This window comes from Marivirga arenosa, assembly GCF_030503895.2.
Classification (GTDB): Bacteria; Bacteroidota; Bacteroidia; order Cytophagales; family Cyclobacteriaceae; genus Marivirga; species Marivirga arenosa.
On the sequence record NZ_CP129970.2, the window covers coordinates 1,472,618 to 1,494,007 of the forward strand.

The 21,390-nt window shown below is 33.9% G+C and carries 19 protein-coding genes; 8 read left to right on the forward strand and 11 right to left on the reverse strand.

Annotated features, from left to right (window positions below; all coding sequences use genetic code 11):
• Positions 1-28 precede the first annotated feature (28 nt).
• The 3 genes from QYS48_RS06445 to QYS48_RS06455 form a co-directional block, all read right to left on the reverse strand.
• Positions 29-1,183 carry a hypothetical protein gene (locus QYS48_RS06445; RefSeq protein WP_308358017.1) on the reverse strand — a complete coding sequence of 385 codons (1,155 nt, stop codon included), beginning with the start codon at positions 1,181-1,183 and terminating at the stop codon, positions 29-31.
• A 219-nt stretch (positions 1,184-1,402) separates the two neighbouring features.
• A complete protein-coding gene (locus QYS48_RS06450; protein ID WP_308358018.1) occupies positions 1,403-2,257 on the reverse strand; it encodes a hypothetical protein in 855 nt (284 codons plus the stop codon).
• A 384-nt stretch (positions 2,258-2,641) separates the two neighbouring features.
• Positions 2,642-3,355, reverse strand: coding sequence for a pirin family protein (locus QYS48_RS06455; protein WP_308358019.1), 714 nt, complete (start codon positions 3,353-3,355; stop codon positions 2,642-2,644).
• 191 nt (positions 3,356-3,546) lie between these two features.
• Here QYS48_RS06455 and QYS48_RS06460 point away from each other — a divergent pair, with 191 nt between their 5' ends.
• From QYS48_RS06460 to QYS48_RS06470, 3 genes are all read left to right on the forward strand, one after another.
• Positions 3,547-4,431 (forward strand): hypothetical protein, encoded by an 885-nt coding sequence (locus QYS48_RS06460; RefSeq protein ID WP_308358020.1) that lies wholly within the window; start codon positions 3,547-3,549, stop codon positions 4,429-4,431.
• A 106-nt stretch (positions 4,432-4,537) separates the two neighbouring features.
• Positions 4,538-7,558, forward strand: a complete 3,021-nt coding sequence (locus tag QYS48_RS06465) for an ATP-binding cassette domain-containing protein (protein ID WP_308358021.1) — start codon at positions 4,538-4,540, stop codon at positions 7,556-7,558.
• A gap of 47 nt (positions 7,559-7,605) precedes the next feature.
• Positions 7,606-8,376 (forward strand): hypothetical protein, encoded by a 771-nt coding sequence (locus QYS48_RS06470; RefSeq protein WP_308358022.1) that lies wholly within the window; start codon positions 7,606-7,608, stop codon positions 8,374-8,376.
• Between the two features lie 70 nt (positions 8,377-8,446).
• Here the strand turns inward: QYS48_RS06470 and QYS48_RS06475 are convergent, their stop codons facing one another.
• From QYS48_RS06475 to QYS48_RS06485, 3 genes are all read right to left on the reverse strand, one after another.
• Positions 8,447-9,589, reverse strand: coding sequence for an acyl-CoA dehydrogenase family protein (locus QYS48_RS06475; protein WP_308358023.1), 1,143 nt, complete (start codon positions 9,587-9,589; stop codon positions 8,447-8,449).
• A 156-nt stretch (positions 9,590-9,745) separates the two neighbouring features.
• Positions 9,746-10,441 (reverse strand): methyltransferase domain-containing protein, encoded by a 696-nt coding sequence (locus QYS48_RS06480; protein ID WP_308358024.1) that lies wholly within the window; start codon positions 10,439-10,441, stop codon positions 9,746-9,748.
• Between the two features lie 2 nt (positions 10,442-10,443).
• Entirely contained in the window at positions 10,444-11,532 is a 1,089-nt protein-coding gene (locus tag QYS48_RS06485; RefSeq protein ID WP_308358025.1) for a type III polyketide synthase, read from the reverse strand.
• A 48-nt stretch (positions 11,533-11,580) separates the two neighbouring features.
• On the opposite strand from QYS48_RS06485, the gene QYS48_RS06490 reads away from it, so the two are divergent.
• Positions 11,581-12,468 (forward strand): UbiA family prenyltransferase, encoded by an 888-nt coding sequence (locus QYS48_RS06490; protein ID WP_308358026.1) that lies wholly within the window; start codon positions 11,581-11,583, stop codon positions 12,466-12,468.
• Between the two features lie 26 nt (positions 12,469-12,494).
• On the opposite strand, the gene QYS48_RS06495 is transcribed toward QYS48_RS06490, so the two are convergent.
• Complete coding sequence (locus QYS48_RS06495) at positions 12,495-13,097, reverse strand: hypothetical protein (RefSeq protein WP_308358027.1); 603 nt, start codon at positions 13,095-13,097, stop codon at positions 12,495-12,497.
• A gap of 130 nt (positions 13,098-13,227) precedes the next feature.
• Here QYS48_RS06495 and QYS48_RS06500 point away from each other — a divergent pair, with 130 nt between their 5' ends.
• Entirely contained in the window at positions 13,228-13,872 is a 645-nt protein-coding gene (locus QYS48_RS06500) for an SDR family oxidoreductase (RefSeq protein WP_302102940.1), read from the forward strand.
• Positions 13,873-13,917: 45 nt separating this feature from the next.
• On the opposite strand, the gene recO is transcribed toward QYS48_RS06500, so the two are convergent.
• The 4 genes from recO to QYS48_RS06520 all read right to left on the reverse strand — a co-directional run bounded on the left by recO (position 13,918) and on the right by QYS48_RS06520 (position 17,766).
• A complete protein-coding gene (gene recO / locus QYS48_RS06505; RefSeq protein ID WP_302102939.1) occupies positions 13,918-14,607 on the reverse strand; it encodes a DNA repair protein RecO in 690 nt (229 codons plus the stop codon).
• 2 nt (positions 14,608-14,609) lie between these two features.
• On the reverse strand, positions 14,610-16,772 hold the full coding sequence (locus tag QYS48_RS06510; protein WP_308358028.1) for a T9SS type A sorting domain-containing protein: 2,163 nt from the start codon (positions 16,770-16,772) through the stop codon (positions 14,610-14,612).
• Positions 16,773-16,802: 30 nt separating this feature from the next.
• On the reverse strand, positions 16,803-17,381 hold the full coding sequence (locus QYS48_RS06515; protein WP_308358029.1) for a thymidine kinase: 579 nt from the start codon (positions 17,379-17,381) through the stop codon (positions 16,803-16,805).
• Positions 17,382-17,442: 61 nt separating this feature from the next.
• Positions 17,443-17,766, reverse strand: coding sequence for a 2Fe-2S iron-sulfur cluster-binding protein (locus QYS48_RS06520; protein WP_308358030.1), 324 nt, complete (start codon positions 17,764-17,766; stop codon positions 17,443-17,445).
• Positions 17,767-17,798: 32 nt separating this feature from the next.
• Here QYS48_RS06520 and QYS48_RS06525 point away from each other — a divergent pair, with 32 nt between their 5' ends.
• The 3 genes from QYS48_RS06525 (at position 17,799) to QYS48_RS06535 (ending at position 21,390) form a co-directional block, all read left to right on the forward strand.
• Entirely contained in the window at positions 17,799-18,752 is a 954-nt protein-coding gene (locus tag QYS48_RS06525; RefSeq protein ID WP_308358031.1) for a hypothetical protein, read from the forward strand.
• A 92-nt stretch (positions 18,753-18,844) separates the two neighbouring features.
• The gene (locus QYS48_RS06530; protein ID WP_308358032.1) at positions 18,845-20,005 is read left to right on the forward strand and encodes an imelysin family protein; all 1,161 of its coding nucleotides are present in this window, start codon (positions 18,845-18,847) and stop codon (positions 20,003-20,005) included.
• A gap of 2 nt (positions 20,006-20,007) precedes the next feature.
• Complete coding sequence (locus QYS48_RS06535; protein WP_308358033.1) at positions 20,008-21,390, forward strand: di-heme oxidoredictase family protein; 1,383 nt, start codon at positions 20,008-20,010, stop codon at positions 21,388-21,390.

Genomic DNA, 21,390 nt, shown 5'->3' on the forward strand with positions numbered 1-21,390 from the left:
TGTTTTCATGGTAAAAGCAAATCTAATTCTATTTAAGTAACTGGTCAATAACTGGGAAAACTTGATGATCCTCTGGATAGACTTTTAAAAATTCTGTCTTAGCAGATGAAAGTAATTCCTTTCCTTTTTCATTGTTTCCGGCTTCTAAATTAATCTTTCCTGTATAGAAGTGTAAGCTCCCTAGGGTTGCAAAATCCTTTTTATACTTTGGCTTTAGCGATTCAAAATAAGAAAGAAGATCAGTAATATCCGCGTAATCATAATAGGCTTGAATCAGATCATCATAGATAGTTGGGTTATCTGTATCAACAAGAAAAAATTGATCTCTCAGTTTCTTTATTTCATCCTTTTTTAAATAGAGGCTAAGATTAATTAATGGCGCAAGAGTATAATAATCTCCAGGATATATATCATTTGCAATTGTGTAATATTTAAAAGCATTTTCCAAATCCTGTAATTCCTTATATGCTGTTGCTGCAATCTTTGCAGCGTCAGCTTTATATGCAGGATAATCATATCTTTCAAAGGCTTTTTTAGCGTATTTTATACAATTCTCATGATCATCAATATAAAGGTATGCATAAGAAAGATTGTAATGACTAGAGGGATAGCCATCTTTCAATTCAATTGATTTTAAAAAATACGGTATACTTTCTTTGAATTGTTGTTTGTTGATTTTTGCGTAAGCAATTCCATAGGTGCTAAAATAGTCATAAACTTCATTTTCATAGCATTCCTCAAATAACCTTTCAAATTCACTTATACAATCAGCTGCTGACATTGAGCAGTTACCACAGTTAAGATGCATACTATGATAATACCTGCCAACAGAAAACTTCAATTTGTAGTTTTCAGGATATTTCTCCATAATTGGAGGAGCAATAGATGAAACATCCAGAGAGAACATATCGTAGTTCCCTTCTTTACCTCTCAATTCTTCTATTTCTTCTCCGTCTTCAAGGTTTTTCAAAGCAAATAGTTGATGACCAATTGACATAATATAATTATCCACACATATATCAATTTTTCTCCTTAAAGCATCAGGCTTTTCATTATTAGGATCAAGCTCATTCAGTAAACTAAAGGCATCGCTGTATTTACGTTGTTCAACAAGCTCGTCTACTTTATTAAAATCATTTTGCCCACTAAAGGCGATGATAATTGATAGAATTAATATTTTCATTTCTAATTAAATTATGATATTTTGTTAAGCTATCAATAGATGAGGATATTAGTAATTTAATGACCTTTCATAAATGATTTGATAGCTTATTTTGTGTATAATATAAAACTACTTTTAAAGTAGCAGAAATTACTGTATCAGAAAAATAAATAGTTCCTTTCATAAAACCTTAAATAGCATCTTCTATATCCAAATGCAGTCATGACTTTATTCATATAGTTAAGTGTTTTTTCTAGTAATCATTAATTTTTTTGTTGAACTAATAATGTTCCCAATCATTGTTGCTACAATAAACAAACTGAATATTTGAAAGATTTGAATTAATTGTGCCATTGAAGAAATTGGGCGAACATTACTTAGTAAGAATCCAGTTGTGCATTCTAGCCAAAGATCTTTAAATCGAACATTATCGATTGGATTTTCATAAAGATCCAACAATTCTTTTCTTTGTCTTAATTTTTTCTTAACTGCTGACACCATCGTTTCATCAATAATATTGAACTCTCCTATAATCTTATTCGGTTTTTTAATATGAGAAATCAAAATTGTTTTAGCTTCGTATCCATTGTGATCTTTACCTAAAGGTCTGGCTAAATTTTTTTGACGCCTAACTTTTAAATTAAAGTCTTCAAATATAAGATTTGAACCTATTTGAGAATTTTCAATTCGATGATTGAGGGTATCATTTTTATTTATTTCCAATAAATCTTCCAAAATATTATAATCATCAAAATTCTGGAGTTTTTGACCGATAAGTCGAGTTTGATATCTTAAATATTCTTCACTATATGAATAATTATTTCTATCATTTTTAAAAATACTAAAATGAATAATTGGGAAAATGAAAGAAATCAATACTACTAAAGTATACAGTTTAGAAAGATTTTTATATCTCGACTTATATACCAAATACCCGTAGGTTATTACTCCAAAAACTGCTAAAAGAAATAATATATTAATTGCATTTGAATCATTATCATTTGCGAAATATTTCAGAATAATCACCGCACATACAGATAAAATAAATCCAGTATCATTTCCATATTTCTTGCATTTCTTTCGTTTTTTCGTCATTTACATTAATCGGATGAATCTAAAATTTTTATAAAAACCATAAATTCACTTATTAGGAATTTAATATCGACCTTAATCTGAAATAATTTAAATATTGTCTTTAGGTCTTGGTCTCTAAAGCTTCAATTTATAAAAACTTAATAAAAAGGTTAGGATGGTGTGTTATTTTTATGCTTTCAGCATAAATGTGAAATTCCAAATGAAATATAATTTTTTAAAGTTCAATCCAACCATTTTAAGATATTGGTTGTCTTTGAAGTAGAAGGTTTTGGTTGAAATCTTTCTGTGGATGGCTGGTTACCGTTCATAGTTTTATGGTTGTAGGCGAAAAGGGTAGCATTGCTGCCCTTTTCTGTTTCTACGCAAAATCATAAAACTCAACTCTTACCAATCCAATGGTACTTCCATTAAAAGCATTTCTGCATTTTTATGTGCTTTAATATTTACTTCTTCTAAATCTAAAAGGCCTATGCCATCACGTTTTTCTAATTTTTCACCTCCTACTTCTACTTCACCTTCCAATAAGAAAAGGAATAAGCCATTATCTTTTTTCTTCAACTCATATTTCTTTTCAAAGCCTTCATCAAAATCGGCTAAATGAAACCAAGCATCTTGATGAATCCAGGTTTCTACCTCCTCAGCACTAGGGGCCACTACCGTTTGAAAGTTATTTTTTCTTTCTGCTATTGGGTAGCTTACCTGGCCATAACGAGGCTCTACATTTTCTTTTTTTGGAAACACCCAAATCTGTAAAAATTCAGTTCCTATATCTTTATTAGGATTAAATTCTGAATGGGTAACGCCTGTTCCTGCAGACATCACCTGCACATCTCCCTGCTTAATGGTGGATTGATTTCCCATGCTATCCTCATGTGCTAAATCACCTTTCAATGGAATAGAGATGATTTCCATATTATCATGCGGGTGTTTCGGAAAACCCGTTCCACTTGTGATTTTATCATCGTTCAAAACCCTTAACGCTCCAAAATGAATTCTATTCGGATCATAATATGAAGCAAAACTAAAAGTATGATGAGTATCTAACCAACCATGGTTAGCATGTCCTCTTGAATCTGCCTTATAAATTATTTTTTCCATCTCTTTAAAATTATATGTAGATACATACAATTACGGGCTTAAGAGAAAATAGATGTCATAATCATCAATCAAAATTTTTTTTGTGGTGAAAATCAGATAGAAAGCTTTATTTTTTTTGAAATCAACTTAGTAGAACTATATTATTTATTAAAATTATTTTATAATTTTAGTCATTACGAAAAACCTAAACTATGAATATGTATTTAAAATCCATTCTATTTGCATGCCTTTTAGCAATAGTAGCATGCAGCCCTCAAAAGAAAGACTCAAAAGAAGAGAATTCTGAAGCTTTTGAAAAAGCACAGGAAGAAGTAAAAGATAAAATCTCAGGAGTAGTAAAAGAAATGCCGGCTCCATCAGAAATTCCCTTTCTACTAATGGAAACAGGGGCTGATTTAAACATGAGTTTAATTCATGATGTGAAACTAGCTAATAATTACAGCTCCAATAATAATGAAGCAGCGGTTAATCTTGGTGTTTATGCTGCCGATATTGGGTATTTAAGTGCTTACGAAAAATCGCAAGAAGCTCTGAAATATATCACAGAAGTTAGACCTCTAGCTGATCAATTAGCTCTTTCTGGGGCTTTTGATCCGCAAACAGTTGAAAAGTTTGAGAAAAACCTATCCAATTCAGATTCATTAGCCATGATTGTAAATGAAGCTGTGAATAATGCGGATGATCATTTAAGGAAAACTGATCGGCCAAAAGTTGCGGCTTTATTATTAGCGGGATCATTTATTGAAGGGCTTTACATTGCCACTGCTTTAGTTGAAAATTACCCGAATGAATTACCTGATGATGCCAGAGCATTGATATTAGTGCCTTTAGTGGATGTGATCATCAAACAAGAAGAGCCTTTAGTTGACCTGATTGAGCTTTTGGAAAGTGTGGAAGAGGGTGATGAATACATATCTACTTTAGTGGCTGACTTAAAAGGTTTACAAGCTGAATACAAAAAGTTAAATGTACAGCAATTGATGGATGAAGGAAATGGTGCTGAATTATTGAAAGATGAAACTTTAGATAATATCACCAATCAAATGGGAAAAATCCGTGATGATGTAACAGGATGATCAATCATAACCTTAAATAACGAAAAGGGTATAGAGCATTCGTTTGTTATCTGTACCCTTTTTTTCTGCTAATTAAATCTAATCTATACCCATATTAACTTAACCCATGAGTGAAAATCTATTAAAAGCTTTATTAGAATTATTTGCCATTGTTGCTAAAAAGGGAACCGTAACGGAAGATGAAAGAAATAATGTGAAGAATTTTCTTAGCGAAAATCTTTCAGAAGAATCTGCGGAGCGACACCTGAAAATGTTTGATGAATTTACAGATCAGGAAATCGAAAACAGTGATAAAAACATTGATGCCATCTGTAAGAAAATCAACAATGAGTTTACTTATCCACAAAAGATAATTCTTGCATTGCAATTAATAGAACTCATTCTAGCAGATGGTGATATAGCAGAAGAGGAAACGGAAATTTTAGACCGAGTTAGTGATAATATTAAATTACCCTCTGAAATAATTGCCTACATTCAAACCTTCGCATTAGCGAAAAATATTGAAGACTTTGAATCTGATAAATTCTTAATTGTTGCAAAGAATAATGATAAAGTTGCGGATGCCACTCATTTTATTCCGCAAGATAATCTGGATGGTTTTTTAGCAATTCTGAAATTATCAGGAGCAGAAATGTATTTTGTAAAATACCTGGGTACCGCCCAACTTAATATGAATGGTATTGCTTTGAGGAAAAATACCATCACTCTATTTCCTTCGGGCAGCACCATAAAAGGAGACAAATCCCAGACTGTTTTTTACAGTGATGTAGCCAGCCATTACAAAACTGATGATAGCACTCCTAATATTTCTTTTGTAGCGGACAATATCAGTTTTACATTTCCAAATGGTCATAAAGGACTTCATAATGTAAATATTGCCGAAGACACAGGAAGATTGGTGGGCTTGATGGGAGCATCAGGTTCCGGTAAATCAACCTTATTGAATGTATTGAATGGAAACGAAAAACCCACTGAAGGTAAAGTTGAAATCAATGGGATAGATATCCACAATGAGCCAGAAAAAATAAAAGGTACGATTGGCTATGTTCCTCAAGATGACTTATTAATTGAAGAACTTACGGTTTATGAAAACTTATATTATGCTGCCAAACTTTGCTTCGATGATAAATCACAATTCGAGATTGAGGAGATGGTGTATAAAACACTAGCTTCATTAGGCTTGTCAGAAACCAAAGATTTGAAGGTAGGATCTCCTTTAGAAAAAACCATTAGTGGTGGACAAAGAAAACGACTAAATATCGGGCTCGAATTATTACGAGAACCTTCCGTTTTATTTGTAGATGAACCTACCTCGGGTTTATCTTCTCGCGACTCAGAAAACATCATGGACTTATTAAAAGAGCTGAGTCTAAAAGGAAAGATGGTGTTTGTTGTAATCCACCAACCCTCTTCAGATATATTCCGGATGTTCGATAAGTTGGTGATTTTAGATGTAGGTGGTTATCAAATTTATTATGGAAACCCAGTTGAGGCGGTTCTGTATTTTAAGAATCAAATTAATACAATTGATAAAGATCAGGCGGCCTGTATTGAATGTGGAAATGTTAATCCAGAACAGATTTTCAATATCATTGAAACCAAAGTGGTGAATGAATATGGAAAAGCCACAGATGAACGAAAGATCAGTCCTAAAAAGTGGTACTCTTTATTCGATAAGCAACTGAATATTCCTAAAGTTGAGAATCCAGACCCTTTACCTGAACCTGAGTTACAAATTCCTAACTGGACGAAGCAGATAAGCTTATTTTTCAAAAGAGACTTTATGTCCAAACTGGCAAATCGTCAATACTTACTAATAAATTTATTAGAAGCCCCTATTCTAGCACTGCTTCTAGCATATATAATACGCTATTATCCTGAAAATGAGCAGAGTGAATATTTATTTATTGATAACTCTAATATTCCAGCCTTCTTTTTCATGAGTATTATCGTGGCTTTATTCATGGGCTTAACCGTAAGTGCTGAGGAAATTATAAAAGACCGAAAAATATTAAAGCGAGAATCCTTTCTGCACTTAAGCCGCAGCAGTTATTTATTTTCCAAAATTGGAATTCTGTTTCTATTTTCTGCTGTTCAAACCTTCACTTATGTAATTATTGGTGATCTGATTTTAGAGATTGATGGCATGAGTTTTACCTATTGGGCTATTCTTTTTAGCACGGCTTGCTTTGCCAATATGCTAGGTTTGAACATCAGTTCAGCATTTAACTCTGCCATTACGATTTATATTTTGATTCCTATTTTATTAATTCCACAATTAATCCTGAGTGGTGTGGTAGTGAAATTCGATAATTTAAATCCACAAATTACTACTCCTGATCAAGTACCTTTGGTAGGAGAATTTATGGCATCAAGGTGGGCTTTTGAGGCTTCAATGGTTGCCCAGTTTAAAAGCAATGAATTTGCTGCTCCTTTTTATGAATTGGATAGAAAAATGGCACAATCTGAGTACAAAACCGTTTACTATATCCCAAGATTAAAATCGACATTAGAATATCTTAATCGTAATCTGGAAAATAAAAATACTCAGGAATTTAAAGATGCCGTTAACTTGTTGAAGCGCGAAATCGGGATTGAATTGGAGAAAGTAGGAGAGGATAAATTTAATGCTTTTCACAAATTAACTCCTGAAAAATTCGATAGATGGACTGCAGATAAAACTCTTGTATTTTTAAATACCCTTAGTCGTTATTATAACAACTTTTTTAATGAAGCTAATACCAAAAAGGAAAGAGCCATTTTTACCTTAACCTCCACACCAGAAAAGAAAGAAGGTTTCGAATATTTACGAGATAATTATTTCAATACAACTGTGGCCACTTTGGTTAAAAATACTAATGATGCGAATCGAATAATTGAATACGATAATAAACTGATTCAGAAAATATATCCGGTTTATATGGAACCTCAGCCAGAACACTTATTAGATTTCCGAACTCAATTTTATGCAGGAGAAAAACATTTTGCAGGTTACATATTTAATACGTTACAATTTAATATTGCCATAATATGGCTCATGAGCATATTATTATATGTAATGTTGTATTATGATGTCCTGAGAAAAATTGTAGGCATGAAAAATCCATTTAGCAAAAAGAAAGGATAACCAATGCACTAAATGAAACAAAATGATAACTTATTAATTTAATGTTCATGAAAAAACTAGCACTAATCATCACTATTATTTCTATTGTGTTTGCATGTCAAACCAAAGAAAAAAGCCAAGAGCAGGAAACAGAAACTAAAACGGTGGAAAAAGGCCCACAGTTTAATCCTGAAAACTCGGATCAAGAAGCCATTGAACTTGCGGATAAAGTTATGGAAGCTCATGGTGGAAAAGAGGCTTGGAATAATACTCGTTACATCGCTTGGAACTTTTTAGGTTTTCGCGATTTAATCTGGGATAAATATACAGGAGATGTTCGCATTGATTTCCCCAGAGAAAATTCTACTTATCTGATTAACATAAATGATAATACGGGTAGAGTAAAAATTGGAGATCGAGAATTAAGCAAAGCAGATTCTCTAGATCAATACATTGATAGAGGGAAGCAAATTTGGGTGAACGATTCCTATTGGTTAGTATTTCCGTTTAAATTCAAAGACCCTGGCGTATCCTTAACTTACCATGGTCAAGACACTACTTTAAGTGGAAAGGATGCGAAAGTAATCAGTTTAACCTTCGAGCAAGTAGGCTATACTCCTCAAAACAAATACAATGCCTATATAGACCCTGAAACCCATATGATTTTACAATGGGATTACTATCAAAATGCTTCGGATAGTGCAGCAAGCTTTAGCAATGAATGGACGGATTATAAAAAATATGGTGAAATATATTTATCCTCAGGCAGAGGTGAAAGATCACTAAATGATATTAAAGTTGCTCAGGAATGGGATCAAACAGTTTTTGAAACCTTTTAAATTAAAAACTTTTGAAAGTAAAAAGGCCAGCTGAATCAGCTGGCCTTTATTAATTATAATAATCTAGGATTTATCCTTTCAAGATTGATCTACTGATCACTAATTTCTGTATCTCAGAAGTACCTTCTCCGATAGTACAAAGCTTAGAGTCTCTGTAGAATTTCTCTACAGGATAGTCTTTAGTATATCCATAACCACCAAATATTTGAACTGCTTCAGTTGAGTTTTTAACTGCTACTTCTGAAGCATAATACTTAGCCATAGCAGACTCTTTGTTTACACTCTTACCTTTGTTTTTCAAGTCCGCAGCCTGGAAAGTCAATAATTTAGCACCTTCTAATTCAGTAGCCATATCCGCTAATTTGAAGGCAATTCCTTGAAAGTTAGAAATAGGCTGATTAAACTGGTGTCTTTCTTTACTGTAAGCCAAAGCAGCTTCATAAGCTCCTTCTGCAATACCTAATGAAAGTGCAGCAATCGAAATTCTACCGCCATCTAAAACTTTCATAGCCTGAATGAACCCTTCACCCACTTTACCTAACATATTATCTTTGTGTACGCGGCAATCTTCAAAAATCATTTCTGCTGTTTCTGACAGACGCATACCCAATTTATTTTCTTTTCTTCCGGCTTTGAATCCTTCCGTTCCTCTTTCCACAACAAAAGCAGTCATTCCGTGAGAATCTCCTTTCTCGCCTGTTCTTACAATAACAACTGCAACATCACCAGACTTACCATGTGTAATCCAGTTTTTCGCACCGTTAATTACCCAATAATCGCCATCTTGAACTGCAGTGGTTTTCATATTACCAGCATCAGAACCAGTGTTAGGCTCAGTTAAACCCCAAGCACCAATCCACTCAGCAGTTGCTAGTTTTGGTAACCATCTTTTCTTTTGTTCATCATTACCAAATTGTAAAATATGGCCCGTACATAATGAGTTATGTGCTGCCATGGATAAGCCGATTGAAGGATCAACTTTGGCAAGCTCTAAAATAGCAGTAACATATTCTTCATAACCGAAGCCAGCACCACCATATTCCTGAGGTACTAATACGCCCATTAATCCTAAACCGCCTAATTTTTTCATTACATCAATAGGGAAGTGTTGCTCTTCATCCCACTGATCACGATGAGGTGTGATTTCTTTTGCCCCAAAGTCTCTGACCATTTGGGCAATCATTTCTTGATTTTCATTCAATCCAAAATCCATATATTCTGCTTTAGTCGTTCGTTTCCTAAAATAAGTGCAAATATAGTTTAAAATAGCTTAATTACCCAACTAACATTCGTTAGGCTTAAAAGGTTATGATGAAGTAAGATATTTGAGCAAATTTTTGAATATAATGCTCTACTAATGAAGGTTATTTTAATACACTACTTTCCACCTGAAAGCCCATTTCCATTTGATCGAGTAATTGCTTATCTGAGCCAATTGGAGGATTTCTTGCCAGTCTTTTTTGGTGAAGGCTCGCCATACCGACAAGCAAGCATCATTTTTTACCATCTTTGATTTGCTAAATAACTGGGTGATTACTCGAATTGAATAATAGGCGAAGTAATGACGATGCAGATCGTTGATGACAACATATTTGCTTTGCTGATTAAATTGCTCTAATAAATTCACTAATTCATCTTTGGTAAAGTGATGCAGAAAGAGGGTACAGCTAATAAGATCGAATTTTCTATTTATAAAGGATTCTGAAAAGATGTTTTCGGTTTGTAGATTGATCTCAGGATAATCTTCACAATGGTTTTTTGCATATTGAATAACATTGGGATTGGCATCAAATCCAATGAGTTCAACATTAATATTTTCTTGTCTAGCCCATTCGGCTATTTTAATTAGCATTTCTCCACTTCCACAACCTAAATCTGCTATACTCCAATTTTTATGAGGATTGCTTTTTAATATCTTTTTTACGGCTGTAAGGGTGACTGCATTTCCCCCCAGCCATTTGTTAATAATGTCCAACTCTTTAAGCGCTTGGTATAAAGCCGGGCTATCATCCGACAAATCATCCATGATTTCTAACTCTTCCGATCTGTAGGATAAATCAACCATTGCTAAATTTCAACTTGTTCTAATAACATACTTTCCATAGTAAGACCAGGCCCAAATGCAAAACTTAAAATTTTATCTTTTGGCTTTATATTATCCCACATTTCATGCAAAACAAAAAGGACTGTGGGTGAAGACATATTGCCGAATTCGCTCAATACTTTATAAGCAGATTTATTCTTCTCTGAAGATACATTTAAGCCTTTTTCAACAGCCTCTAGAATTCTTTTTCCACCAGGATGGATAGCAAATTGATCAATATCTTGAAGTTTGAGGTTTAACTTTTGCATAAGTTCGTCCCCCAATTTCGCAATATTTTTAGCAATAACTTCCGGTACATAGCTACTCAATTTCATTTCAAAACCAAGATTACCAATATTCCAGGCCATTTCTTGCTCCGAATTATTTTCCACTACGCTCTTAAAAGCTTTTATTTCAAGTGCGGAATCTGTTTTATCATTAGTCACCACAACAGATGAAGCCCCATCGGCAAATAATGTATTCGCCAACAAATTATCTTCATTGTAATCCGCCTGGAAATGGATGGTACAAAGCTCAACGCACACAATCAGAACTTTTGCTTGCTTATCTGATCTGCAAATATGGTTTGCTGTCTTTAAAGCATTGAATGCAGCAAAACACCCCATAAATTGAATGGATGTTCTTTCTATATCTGAATTTAGTCCGGCATTTTTAATTAACTGAATGTCCAAGCCTGGAGCAAACATGCCCGTGCAGCTTACTGTAATAAGATGTGTAAATTCATTGGGCCGATATTGCCCAAAAACCTTCTCTAATGATTTTTGAGCTAATGGTAATGCATGTCTTTCAAAAAGCTGCATTCTTTCAGCTGTGTTGGGCTGCGACTTATTGCTTTGGGCTTTAGGGTAGAAATTCCATTTTGAGTCATCAGAATACTGATAATCAGCTATAACTGTATGCCTTTGTTTTATACCCGACATTCTGAAAATAGCATTTAATTTTCTGCTCTCATCCTCATTGAGTCGCATAGCCTTTTGCATAAAGCCTGCTATTTCATTTTGCGGAATTTTAATCTCCGGGTTCGCAGGAGAAATCAGGTTGATGTATGGCATAAATAATTCTTGATTGACTATATTAAGCAAAAATTTTGAATATTGTTCATGAAAAAAGCATTACATATTCTTCAACATTTAAGGATTCCATTTTCATTCTTTTTATTACCAGTTTATATCTTTGCTTTGGGCATTAGCCCTAACATTGGTGAAGACCGGATTATACTTTCTTTTGTATTACTTCACTTTTTTATTTACCCAGCTAGTAATGCTTATAATTCTTATTTCGATAAGGACGAAAAAAGTATTGGCTTAATCAAAAACCCTCCTCCTGTAACGATTGGGCTCTATTATACTAGTTTAGTTTTTGATTTTATTGGAATTGCCCTCGCCTGGATGATCAGTATGGAGTTTGCTATTCTTGTCTTTATTTATGGACTTGCTTCAAAAGCCTACAGCCACCCTGGTATTCGTTTGAAAAAATATCCTTGGTTGGGATGGTTCATAGCTGGTTTTTTTCAAGGCCTTTTTACTTTTTATATGGCTTATGTAGGGATTAATGGATTTGGCATTGAATTAGCCTTGAAATGGAAAGTGATTTTTCCTGGCTTATTGACCTCCTTTTTTCTTTGGGGTTCATATCCTATGACTCAGGTTTATCAGCACGAAGAGGATAACAAAAGAGGGGATCATACCCTTTCTTTGTTTTTAGGAGTAAGAGGCACATTTGTATTTACTTTAGTAGTTTTTTTATTAGCTACTTTAGGGTTTGAATATTACTTCTTGAACTATCACAATGAGCAAATAGCTATATCCTTTTTATTATTCATGTCACCTACTGTATTGTATTTCCTGATCTGGTGTGCTTTAGTTCACAGAAATGAAAAGTTTGCAAATTTCGGCTGGACCATGGGCTTGAATTTAATCTCTGCACTCTGCCTTAATGCCTTCTTTATATATTTCTTTTTACAAATAAGTCACATTGGGCAGTTGTAGTTGCTCTCTTAAAATAGCGAGCAGTTTCACTTAGAAAAAACTATAAATCCTAATTGTAAATTTAAGCCTGTAAAAAATTCTGCTTGGCCTTGACTAAATTCAATACCAGGCTCAAATGCTAAGTCTATATTCATGCGCTTAAAAAAGCTTCTTTGCCAACCATAAGATATTTGTAAATCAAATATCCCAGACCCTTTGGGATAATTTTCTGCATTGGTCATAAAAAAGGAGGTATGATAGAAACTTCCTGAAAAGCCTATATAATTTGCTGCATTAGAATTGATATTTTTATCATTAGCTGCGCGCTTGGCAATATTGTGGTAAAAGCGAGGCTGCACTTTTATTTGAGGTGTAAGGATATAGTAGTTATCAACATAATAAAAAGTACGCGAATAGGTTCCTCCTCCGAACCCCCCTAAAAGGCTTAAGCTACTATACAGAGAAATATGTTGATCAAGCTTCTTCTCATACGAAAAACCTATTATTGAAGGTAACAGTGTTTCTACTTTTACCAAATTATTAGATACAGAAGCCGCTTCTCCTTTTTCAAGTGCTTCCGGTTTATCTTGTGCAACAATAAAGGATTGAGTAGAAACTAAAAATGCAAGAGCTATTATAATTCGATTCATTTTATTTGATTGATAGTTAAAATAGGGTTCAACTACAAAAATAGTATTTTATCATAATTATGAAATCAATTTGTAAGGATTTAAACAAATTCTATTCAGTCCGTATACTTAAGTAAACCAAACAAACATTATGAATATTTTAGTAATAGGAGCAAACGGAAAAATAGGTAAAAAAATAGTTAATAAAATACATGATAATACTCCTCATGATGCCATAGCCATGGTAAGAGAGGAATCTCAAAAAGAACAATTTGAGAAAAAAGGAATTAAAACCGTTTTAGGAGATCTTGAGAAAGATTTTAGCCATGCCTATGAAGGAAATAATGCTGTAATCTTTACTGCTGGAAGCGGTGGTCATACTGGAGATGATAAAACAAAAGCAATTGATCAGCAAGGTGCCATTAAAGCCATTGACTTAGCTGTACAGCATAAGTATATTCGGTTTATGATGGTAAGCGCATTCGGTGCGGATTTTAACCCATCCGATTGGCCTAAAGATATGGCTGCATATTATAATGCCAAATCTGCAGCAGATGATTATCTGCAACAAACAGGACTCAATTACACAATCTTCAAACCTGGTTTATTAACAGATGATGAACCGAAGGGAAAAGTTGATTTTGGTGAAAGAACGGATGAAAGAATGGGTTCAATTCCAAGATGGGATGTAGCAGATGTGGTGGTAAAATCATTAGAAGCTGAAAACACCTACAGAAGATCATTAGAGTTATTATCCGGCCCGAATAATATAGAGGAAGCAATAGAAAAGGCTTAATCATACAACTCCGCTAACTATTTTAAAGGCTAGTTAGCGGAGTTTTTAGTTTAATACCTCGTGTAAAATTTTTAATGACTTTATCTCTTTGAATGAGTGGCTATGGATTTGATAAAAAAAGATAATTACTTTTATCAATTGTTGCCTTTGTTCTCCTGTTAATTTAACCTCTTCTGAAATATCATTTTCTATTAATTCTTCTAATTTCTGAATTTCATCAGGACGTAATTTTACGTGATGAAAGTCTGAAACTTCTTGAATCATTTCATGAGCATTAGCGGGTTTAAACCCCAAAAATGCAGTTAGTTGAATTAAAAATTGTAAATGAAAATTCACATAAAAACTCTCCTTTTGATCAAAATAGACTAAGCTTTTTTCAATAAATTCAAACATCAGTGGGTTTTCATCTTCCTCACCTCTCAGAATATGGTTTAACATTTCAGCTAAAAATATTCCCATAGAAGATTTAATAATCTCATAAGGAATACTTCTAAATGGTGGACTTACCTTTATTTCAGAAATTCGGTTAATGCTGCTGTTTGATTTTTTATAAACTACTAAATCTAATAAAGTTAGAGGCTGAAAAATGGCCATCTTATTTTTAGCCTTTGCCTTCCTAACCCCATTTTCAATGTAGGATTGTATGCCAAACTTTTCAGTATAAATCTGTATGATAATGGAAGTTTCTCCATATTTCACATGACTGATAACAATCCCTTTGGTTTTATGTAACATGGCTAAGGAATCAAAGCAAATTTGGTTTGATAAGTTTCGGTTCCATCGGCATTTATAGAAAAGACTAAATAAACGCCCGGCTTTAATCTAAAACCCGAATAATTAGATAAATCCCAAGAAAAAGTACCCCCATTGGCCTGCCCTTTATGAATTAGATTGCCTGCCATATCCGTAATCATAACTTCATTATTATAGGCCAATCCTCTGATGGTTACTCTTGAGTTTCTCGAAGCACTTATTGGGTTAGGAAACACTTCAACATTGGAGTGAATGGCGCCTGCCCTGCTAGCATCTGTTCTGTAAGATAAAAATTGCGAATCAGAAATCATGAATAATTCACCATTAATAGGGTTTACAACCATTTGCCTTATTTCAGTATCCACGATTGGGCTGTTATCTCTTCTTAAATGTAAAATATTTCGATTTATATTTTCATCAAATAACCATAGGCCATCTCGGGTACTCATCCATTTACGATTTCCTCCGTCTATTTTTATCTGATTTACGGGTATTCCTTCAAAAAGAAAAAAGCCTTCAAATATAGGTTGTGAGGCATCAGCTGATTCTCCCGTTAATACCGCTTGAAAACTATTGAAAAAAGCCACACCAGAATTAGTTGCAATCCATAATTGGCCATCCAAAGCTAATTCCAGATCTAAAATTTGATTGCTAGGTAAATTTCCATTTCCTAAAATCGTATTGAGTCGTCTGTCATTCTCTATTTCAGGATTAAAAATATAAATACCTGAGTTGGTTGCCACATAATGATCGCCATTTGGCACTATTAAATAATCGTTGATTTGAGCATTACTATTCAAATTCGTTTTAAAAAGCGCTTGAGTTTGAGGATTAAAAACCCCATAAAAATTGTCAGAAGTTTTAACTAAAGCCCAATAATCACCTTCTACACTTTCAGCTAAATAAAGCCATTCTGATAATGTTGTATCTTCAACACTCACTTTAGAAGCCTGATTAGTATCCCAGCTATAAGGCCCATCTGTTTCACTTAGAAATATTCCATTTCCACTTATCAAATCTAAAGCTACATCTCTAAAAATTGGCAAATCATTCTCAATATCATCTTTCCCCACGTAATTCCATCGACCTTTTTCAAAATAGGAAAATCCTTTACTGTTATCAGAAAGTGAAAAGGTATATTCTTCAATCTGGTGAATACTATTGGGTTTCCCTTTAGGCCCTTGAGGAATCAGACTCTCTGAAGAGCCATTCTGATATTTTACCAGTCCAGCTAATTCAGCTGCTAAAAAGTATTCGTTTTCTGAAATTACAAAGTCATTGATTTGAATAGATCCATTTACATTAAACTCCGGTTCAAAAAGTCCATTTTCTAATTTTAGAATATGATTCCCTTTTGAAGCATAAAGATTATTATCAAACACATTCAATTTTTGTACAGCTTGATCATTTCCAAAAGCTAAGTTCCAATTATTATTTTCGAATACATAAATACTATTATTAGCACCTAAAGCATAAATACTAGAGTTAAATGGATAAGCAGATCGCAAGCCTATTTCTGCTGAATAGAGTGGGTACCTTTTCCAATTCTGGAAATCTTTAAGGTTTAAGTTTGAATTCAAATCACCTGTAAGCAGTCCTTCATCAGTGCTTAAATAGAGAATTCCATTTTTATGTGAAATGTGGTGAATGGCTAATGCCTCACCAGTATCTGATAAATTAGTAAAAGCATCTACCAATTCGTTATTTTCAGAATTATAAAGTATGATTCCAAAATCAGTCGCAATATAAATCAAATCTTCAAGCTGGATGGCTTCATTAATTTGTTTGCTAGTTCTAATATCAGAATTGAAGATTTGGGAAAAAGTGTTAATGTTTAAATCTGAATCTAAAATATTAACAATGCCATCTTCATAGCCAATTAGTAACAAATCATTAATCGCATTTAGTGAGGTGATTTTTAAACTACTCAAACCATCAGCAGTACTTAATGTATTTAAACTTCCATCTTCTAAATCAAAGTAATACAAAGCATTTTCAGTAGCAGTAAAGATCTTTTGATTAAAAAATTCAACTTCTTTGGCGTTTGAATAATCAGCATGGTTTCTCCAAGTTCCCAAAGGAATATTTTGAGCAAATACGCTAACATTCAAAAACAATAAAAATAAGAAAGCTGAGAACTTTTGCATGAATTCAAAAACGATTGAAAGTATTAATTATTAGCCCATCCCAAAACATCTGCGACATCTTGGTTCATATTTGTCTTTCTCCCCTAAGACTACTTTTTCAGTGTCTTTACTTAAACGATACGAATAAGATGCAATTCCTCCACATTTAACGCAGATAGCATGAACCTTAGTTACATATTCTGATACCGCCATTAATTCTGGAATTGGACCAAAAGCTTTCCCACTGAAATCCATATCCAAACCAGCAATGATTACCCTCTTTCCTTGATTAGCTAAAGTGTTTACTACACTAACAATTTCTGCATCAAAAAACTGTGCTTCATCAATCCCTACGACATGAGAATTGCCAGAGAATAATAAAATATCTTCAGCGAAGTCAACGGGGGTAGAGCGTATTTTGGTTTTATTATGAGAAACGACTTCGGTATCATGATAACGCGTATCAACTTTAGGCTTGAATATTTCAACCTTCTGTTGAGCAATTAAAGCACGATTAAGCCTACGAATCAGTTCTTCTGTTTTTCCACTGAACATAGAACCACAAATAAGCTCTATCCAGCCCTTTCCTGTTCCTTCTTCTTCTCTACCAATATGTGGTTCTACAAACATTTTATACCTTCTATATTTTTCTAACTAAAACCTGACAGTTTTAATGCGAACAAAATTATACTTAATCTGAATAATCCATATGCGGAAACTTATTTCTTTCCGCTACTTTAATTTTTATATCTCCTTTTAAAATAGCCTGACAAGCAAGCCTCTCATTATCAGCTAACCGATTTTGATTTCTAAAACGTTCCTCTGCTTTAGTTAATTCTGCTAAATTTTCTTGTCCTTTTTCAATTATCATTTTACAGGAGGTACACCTTCCCTTTTTACCGCAGGCATGCATCCAATCGATAAAGTTTTCGTGTATAATCTCTAATGCCGTTTTTTCTAAGCTATTAGTGATTATCTTGCGATTATAAAGATTAGTGATCTCGATTTCTGGCATAAGAACAAATTGCAAAAAAAGTAAATTTAATAATGGAGAGCAAATTAAATCATCAGGCGATTGACGCATATAGCAAAGCTTTGGCAAAACAACTCTGCAAATCTTTCTTTAGTAATTCAACCCATATAAGTGGAAAAGAAATACTTGAGCTAAGCCCTAATAAGCAAATCAACTTGATGGTGATTAAAAACCTTTTTAGGAAATGGAAAAAGGAGAATGCTAAACTGCAAAGCCCATATTTCGATTACCACAGCGATGAGGTTAAAAAAGCCATGAAAGATTTTATGAACACGCTCTCTCGTCATATATACATCAAAAAAGAACACTTTGAACCTCTATTGAAAGAATCTATTAAAGATAGTGTTTTATTAGCTTTCTCTCCTTACGATTTTTATTCAAAAGAAATAAACCAAAGAGATGATAGCCGATTAAAACTTGCTGACCTTAAAGACCTAAAGAAATACATTAAATTCAATAGCTTTTTATTGGATGGCTTAATTGACCATTTTATATCATTAAAAGAAAAGGTAGTTTTTAATGATCAGGCTTTTGAGATGTTTAATGAGGTTTGCAATACTACAGATGAGCAGCCTGCTGATATTCAGCCACTACTAGAAGAATTTTCAAAAACGCTTCCATTGTCCTTAGCTGATATTTACTTGGAAGAAGAAAAAGAAGAAGGCGGAATGTTAAATGAAAAACTTCAAAGTAAAGACAAGCAGACCCTTGCTGACAAACTTGCTCAAAGTGGCGGGAAAAGCATAATGAAAATGCTTAGCCTAAATCAGCGCTTTATGTTTGTAAATGAATTATTTGATGGTAATCAAAGCCAATTTCTATCTGCCTTAGAGTATATCGATCAAATGGAAAGCTTTAATGAAGCCTCCTCACATATTAAAAACTCACTTGCTGACAAGTATAATTGGGATATGGAAACTGAAGAGGTGGAAGAATTTTTAGAGTTAATTGAAAAGAGATTCGGATAATTTTTAAATCCTTCAATTTCAGTATTTAACAAAAGTTTCTTTTCTAAGTTTAGTCTATTACTTTTGCACTATCTTTAATAAATCTAAATAAAATGAATAAGGCGGTTACTCTATTAGCAGCTATAGTTTTACTGTTGTCTTGTAATTCTGAAGAGAAAGTAAGTAAAGAGGATATAATTGAAAATTATGCCGCAATAGTTTATGCAAGCTACCAGGACACCTACAATCAAGCACAAAAATTAAAGCAAGAAATTGAAGTTTTTATAAATGAGCCTTCGGATGATGGGTTGCAAGCTTGTAAAGAAGCTTGGCTAATGGCTAGAGAAGCTTATGGTCAAACAGAAGCCTTCAGATTTTATGGTGGGCCGATTGATGGCGAAAACGGACCTGAAGGACAAATAAATGCTTGGCCTTTGGATGAAGCCTATATTGACTATGTGGCCTCTGATAACAATAACGCTAACATCATAAACAGCCCAGAACAATACCCCGAAATTAATGCTGAATTTATTGCTTCCATGAATGAAAAAGGAAGTGAAACCAATGTGAGTTCAGGATATCACGCTATTGAATTTTTATTGTGGGGTCAAGATTTAAGTGACGGAGCTGGAGCAGGTCAAAGGCCTTATACAGATTATATTCCTGCTAATGAAGCCCACAGAATACATGCAGAAAGAAGGCAAACTTATTTATTAGAAACCGCTAATCTTTTACTTTACGATTTAAACACGGTCAAGCAGGAATGGGAACCGAATCAAGATAATTACCGTGCTGAATTTACAAGTAATCCTGAAGAGTCATTAAAGAAAATTTTTTCAGGATTAGGGAAACTAAGTAAAGGTGAATTAGCTGGCGAAAGAATGTTTGTAGCTTATGATTTAAAATCGAAAGAAGATGAGCATTCTTGTTTTAGTGATAATACTCACAGAGATATTGTCACTAATGAAAAGGGAATACAGAATGTTTACTTGGGTGAATATAAAATGTTAAATTCTGATAGTACAGTTAACGGCCCTGGAGTTTATCATCTTTTAAAATCTGAAGACCCTGAATTAGCAGAAAATCTCAAAGAAACAATAGCGGAAGGATTAGCTTCCAGTAAAAAAATTGAAGCTCCTTTTGATCAACAAATAAAAAATCCTGAAGGCAGAAAACAAATCGCTGCCACAATTAGCTTATTCAGAAAACAAGGTGATTTATTTGCCGTAGCAGCTAATAAATTTGGTTTCAAATTCGATCCGGAAGCCATCTAGAAATGAAAAATAATTATTACTTATACTTACTTCTTGTACTCTTCATTTTTTCCTGCGGAAGCAAGGAAAATTATGAAGCTGTAAGTGATTCTTCCCTTTACCCTGGAGGTGATGCAGCAACTACAGATGACTTTTCTGTGAATGCATTTGGTCATGCTGCACCTGGACTTTCGGATATCAAGCAAATGGAGTTTGTAACGGGGAATGCTTTCTTTAAAAGAAATTGGGTAACAGCTCCGGCCTCCACTGCAGATCTAGATGGTCTAGGTCCTTTGTTAAATGCTAAGTCCTGCTCAAGCTGTCATTTCTTAGATGGAAAAGGAGAGCCTGGGTTCGAAAAAGGTCAATCATCCGCTCTACTTTTTAGGTTAAGTGTAGAAAATGAAGAAGGCAAAGTGGTTCCTGTTCCTAACTACGGTAATCAGTTTAACCATTTAGCTATTATTGGCGCAAAAGAGGAAGGAGATGTAAGAATTGAATATGAGGAGATAAAAGGGCGATATGAAGATGGCACTGAATATTCATTAAGAAAGCCTACTTACAGTTTCGAGAATCTTAATTATGGAGAAATGGATGAGAAAGTTATGGTTTCTCCGAGATTAGCTCCTCATATTATTGGTTTAGGCTTACTTGAAGCGATCAGCAAGGAAGATATTTTAGCTTTAGCTGATCCTGATGATAAAAATAATGACGGCATTTCGGGTCGCCCAAATTATGTTGAAGATGTAGTAGAAAGAAAAAAAGTGATTGGTCGATTTGGCTGGAAGGCAAACGAACCGACAGTAAAACAACAAGTAGCTGGCGCATTTCAAGGTGATATGGGGCTAAGTAGTACTATTTTTCCAGCTCAAAACGATACGGAAGCTCAATTATTAGGCTCTATCATAAATGGAGGCGAACCTGAAGTTACGGATGATATTTTAGACCGAGTTACCCTTTATTCTCAGGTATTAGCAGTTCCAAAAAGAAGAAATGCAAGAACCAAAAATGTTGTGGACGGTCAAAAGCTCTTTCATGAAATTGGATGCCAGAAATGTCATACCCCATCATTTACTACCAAGGATAATGCGGATATTGAAGAGTTTAGCAATCAAAAAATATATCCTTATACTGATTTATTGCTACACGATATGGGTGAAGGCTTAGCCGATCATAGACCAGACAATGAAGCTAATGGTATGGAGTGGAGAACCGCACCTTTATGGGGAATCGGCTTGGTAAAAACCGTAAACGGACACACTACTTTACTTCATGATGGAAGGGCAAGAAATGTGGAAGAAGCCATATTGTGGCATGGGGGTGAAGCTCAAAATAGCCAAGAAGAATTCAAAAAACTATCAAAAATCAATAGAGAAAATTTAATCGCTTTTGTAAACTCTTTATAA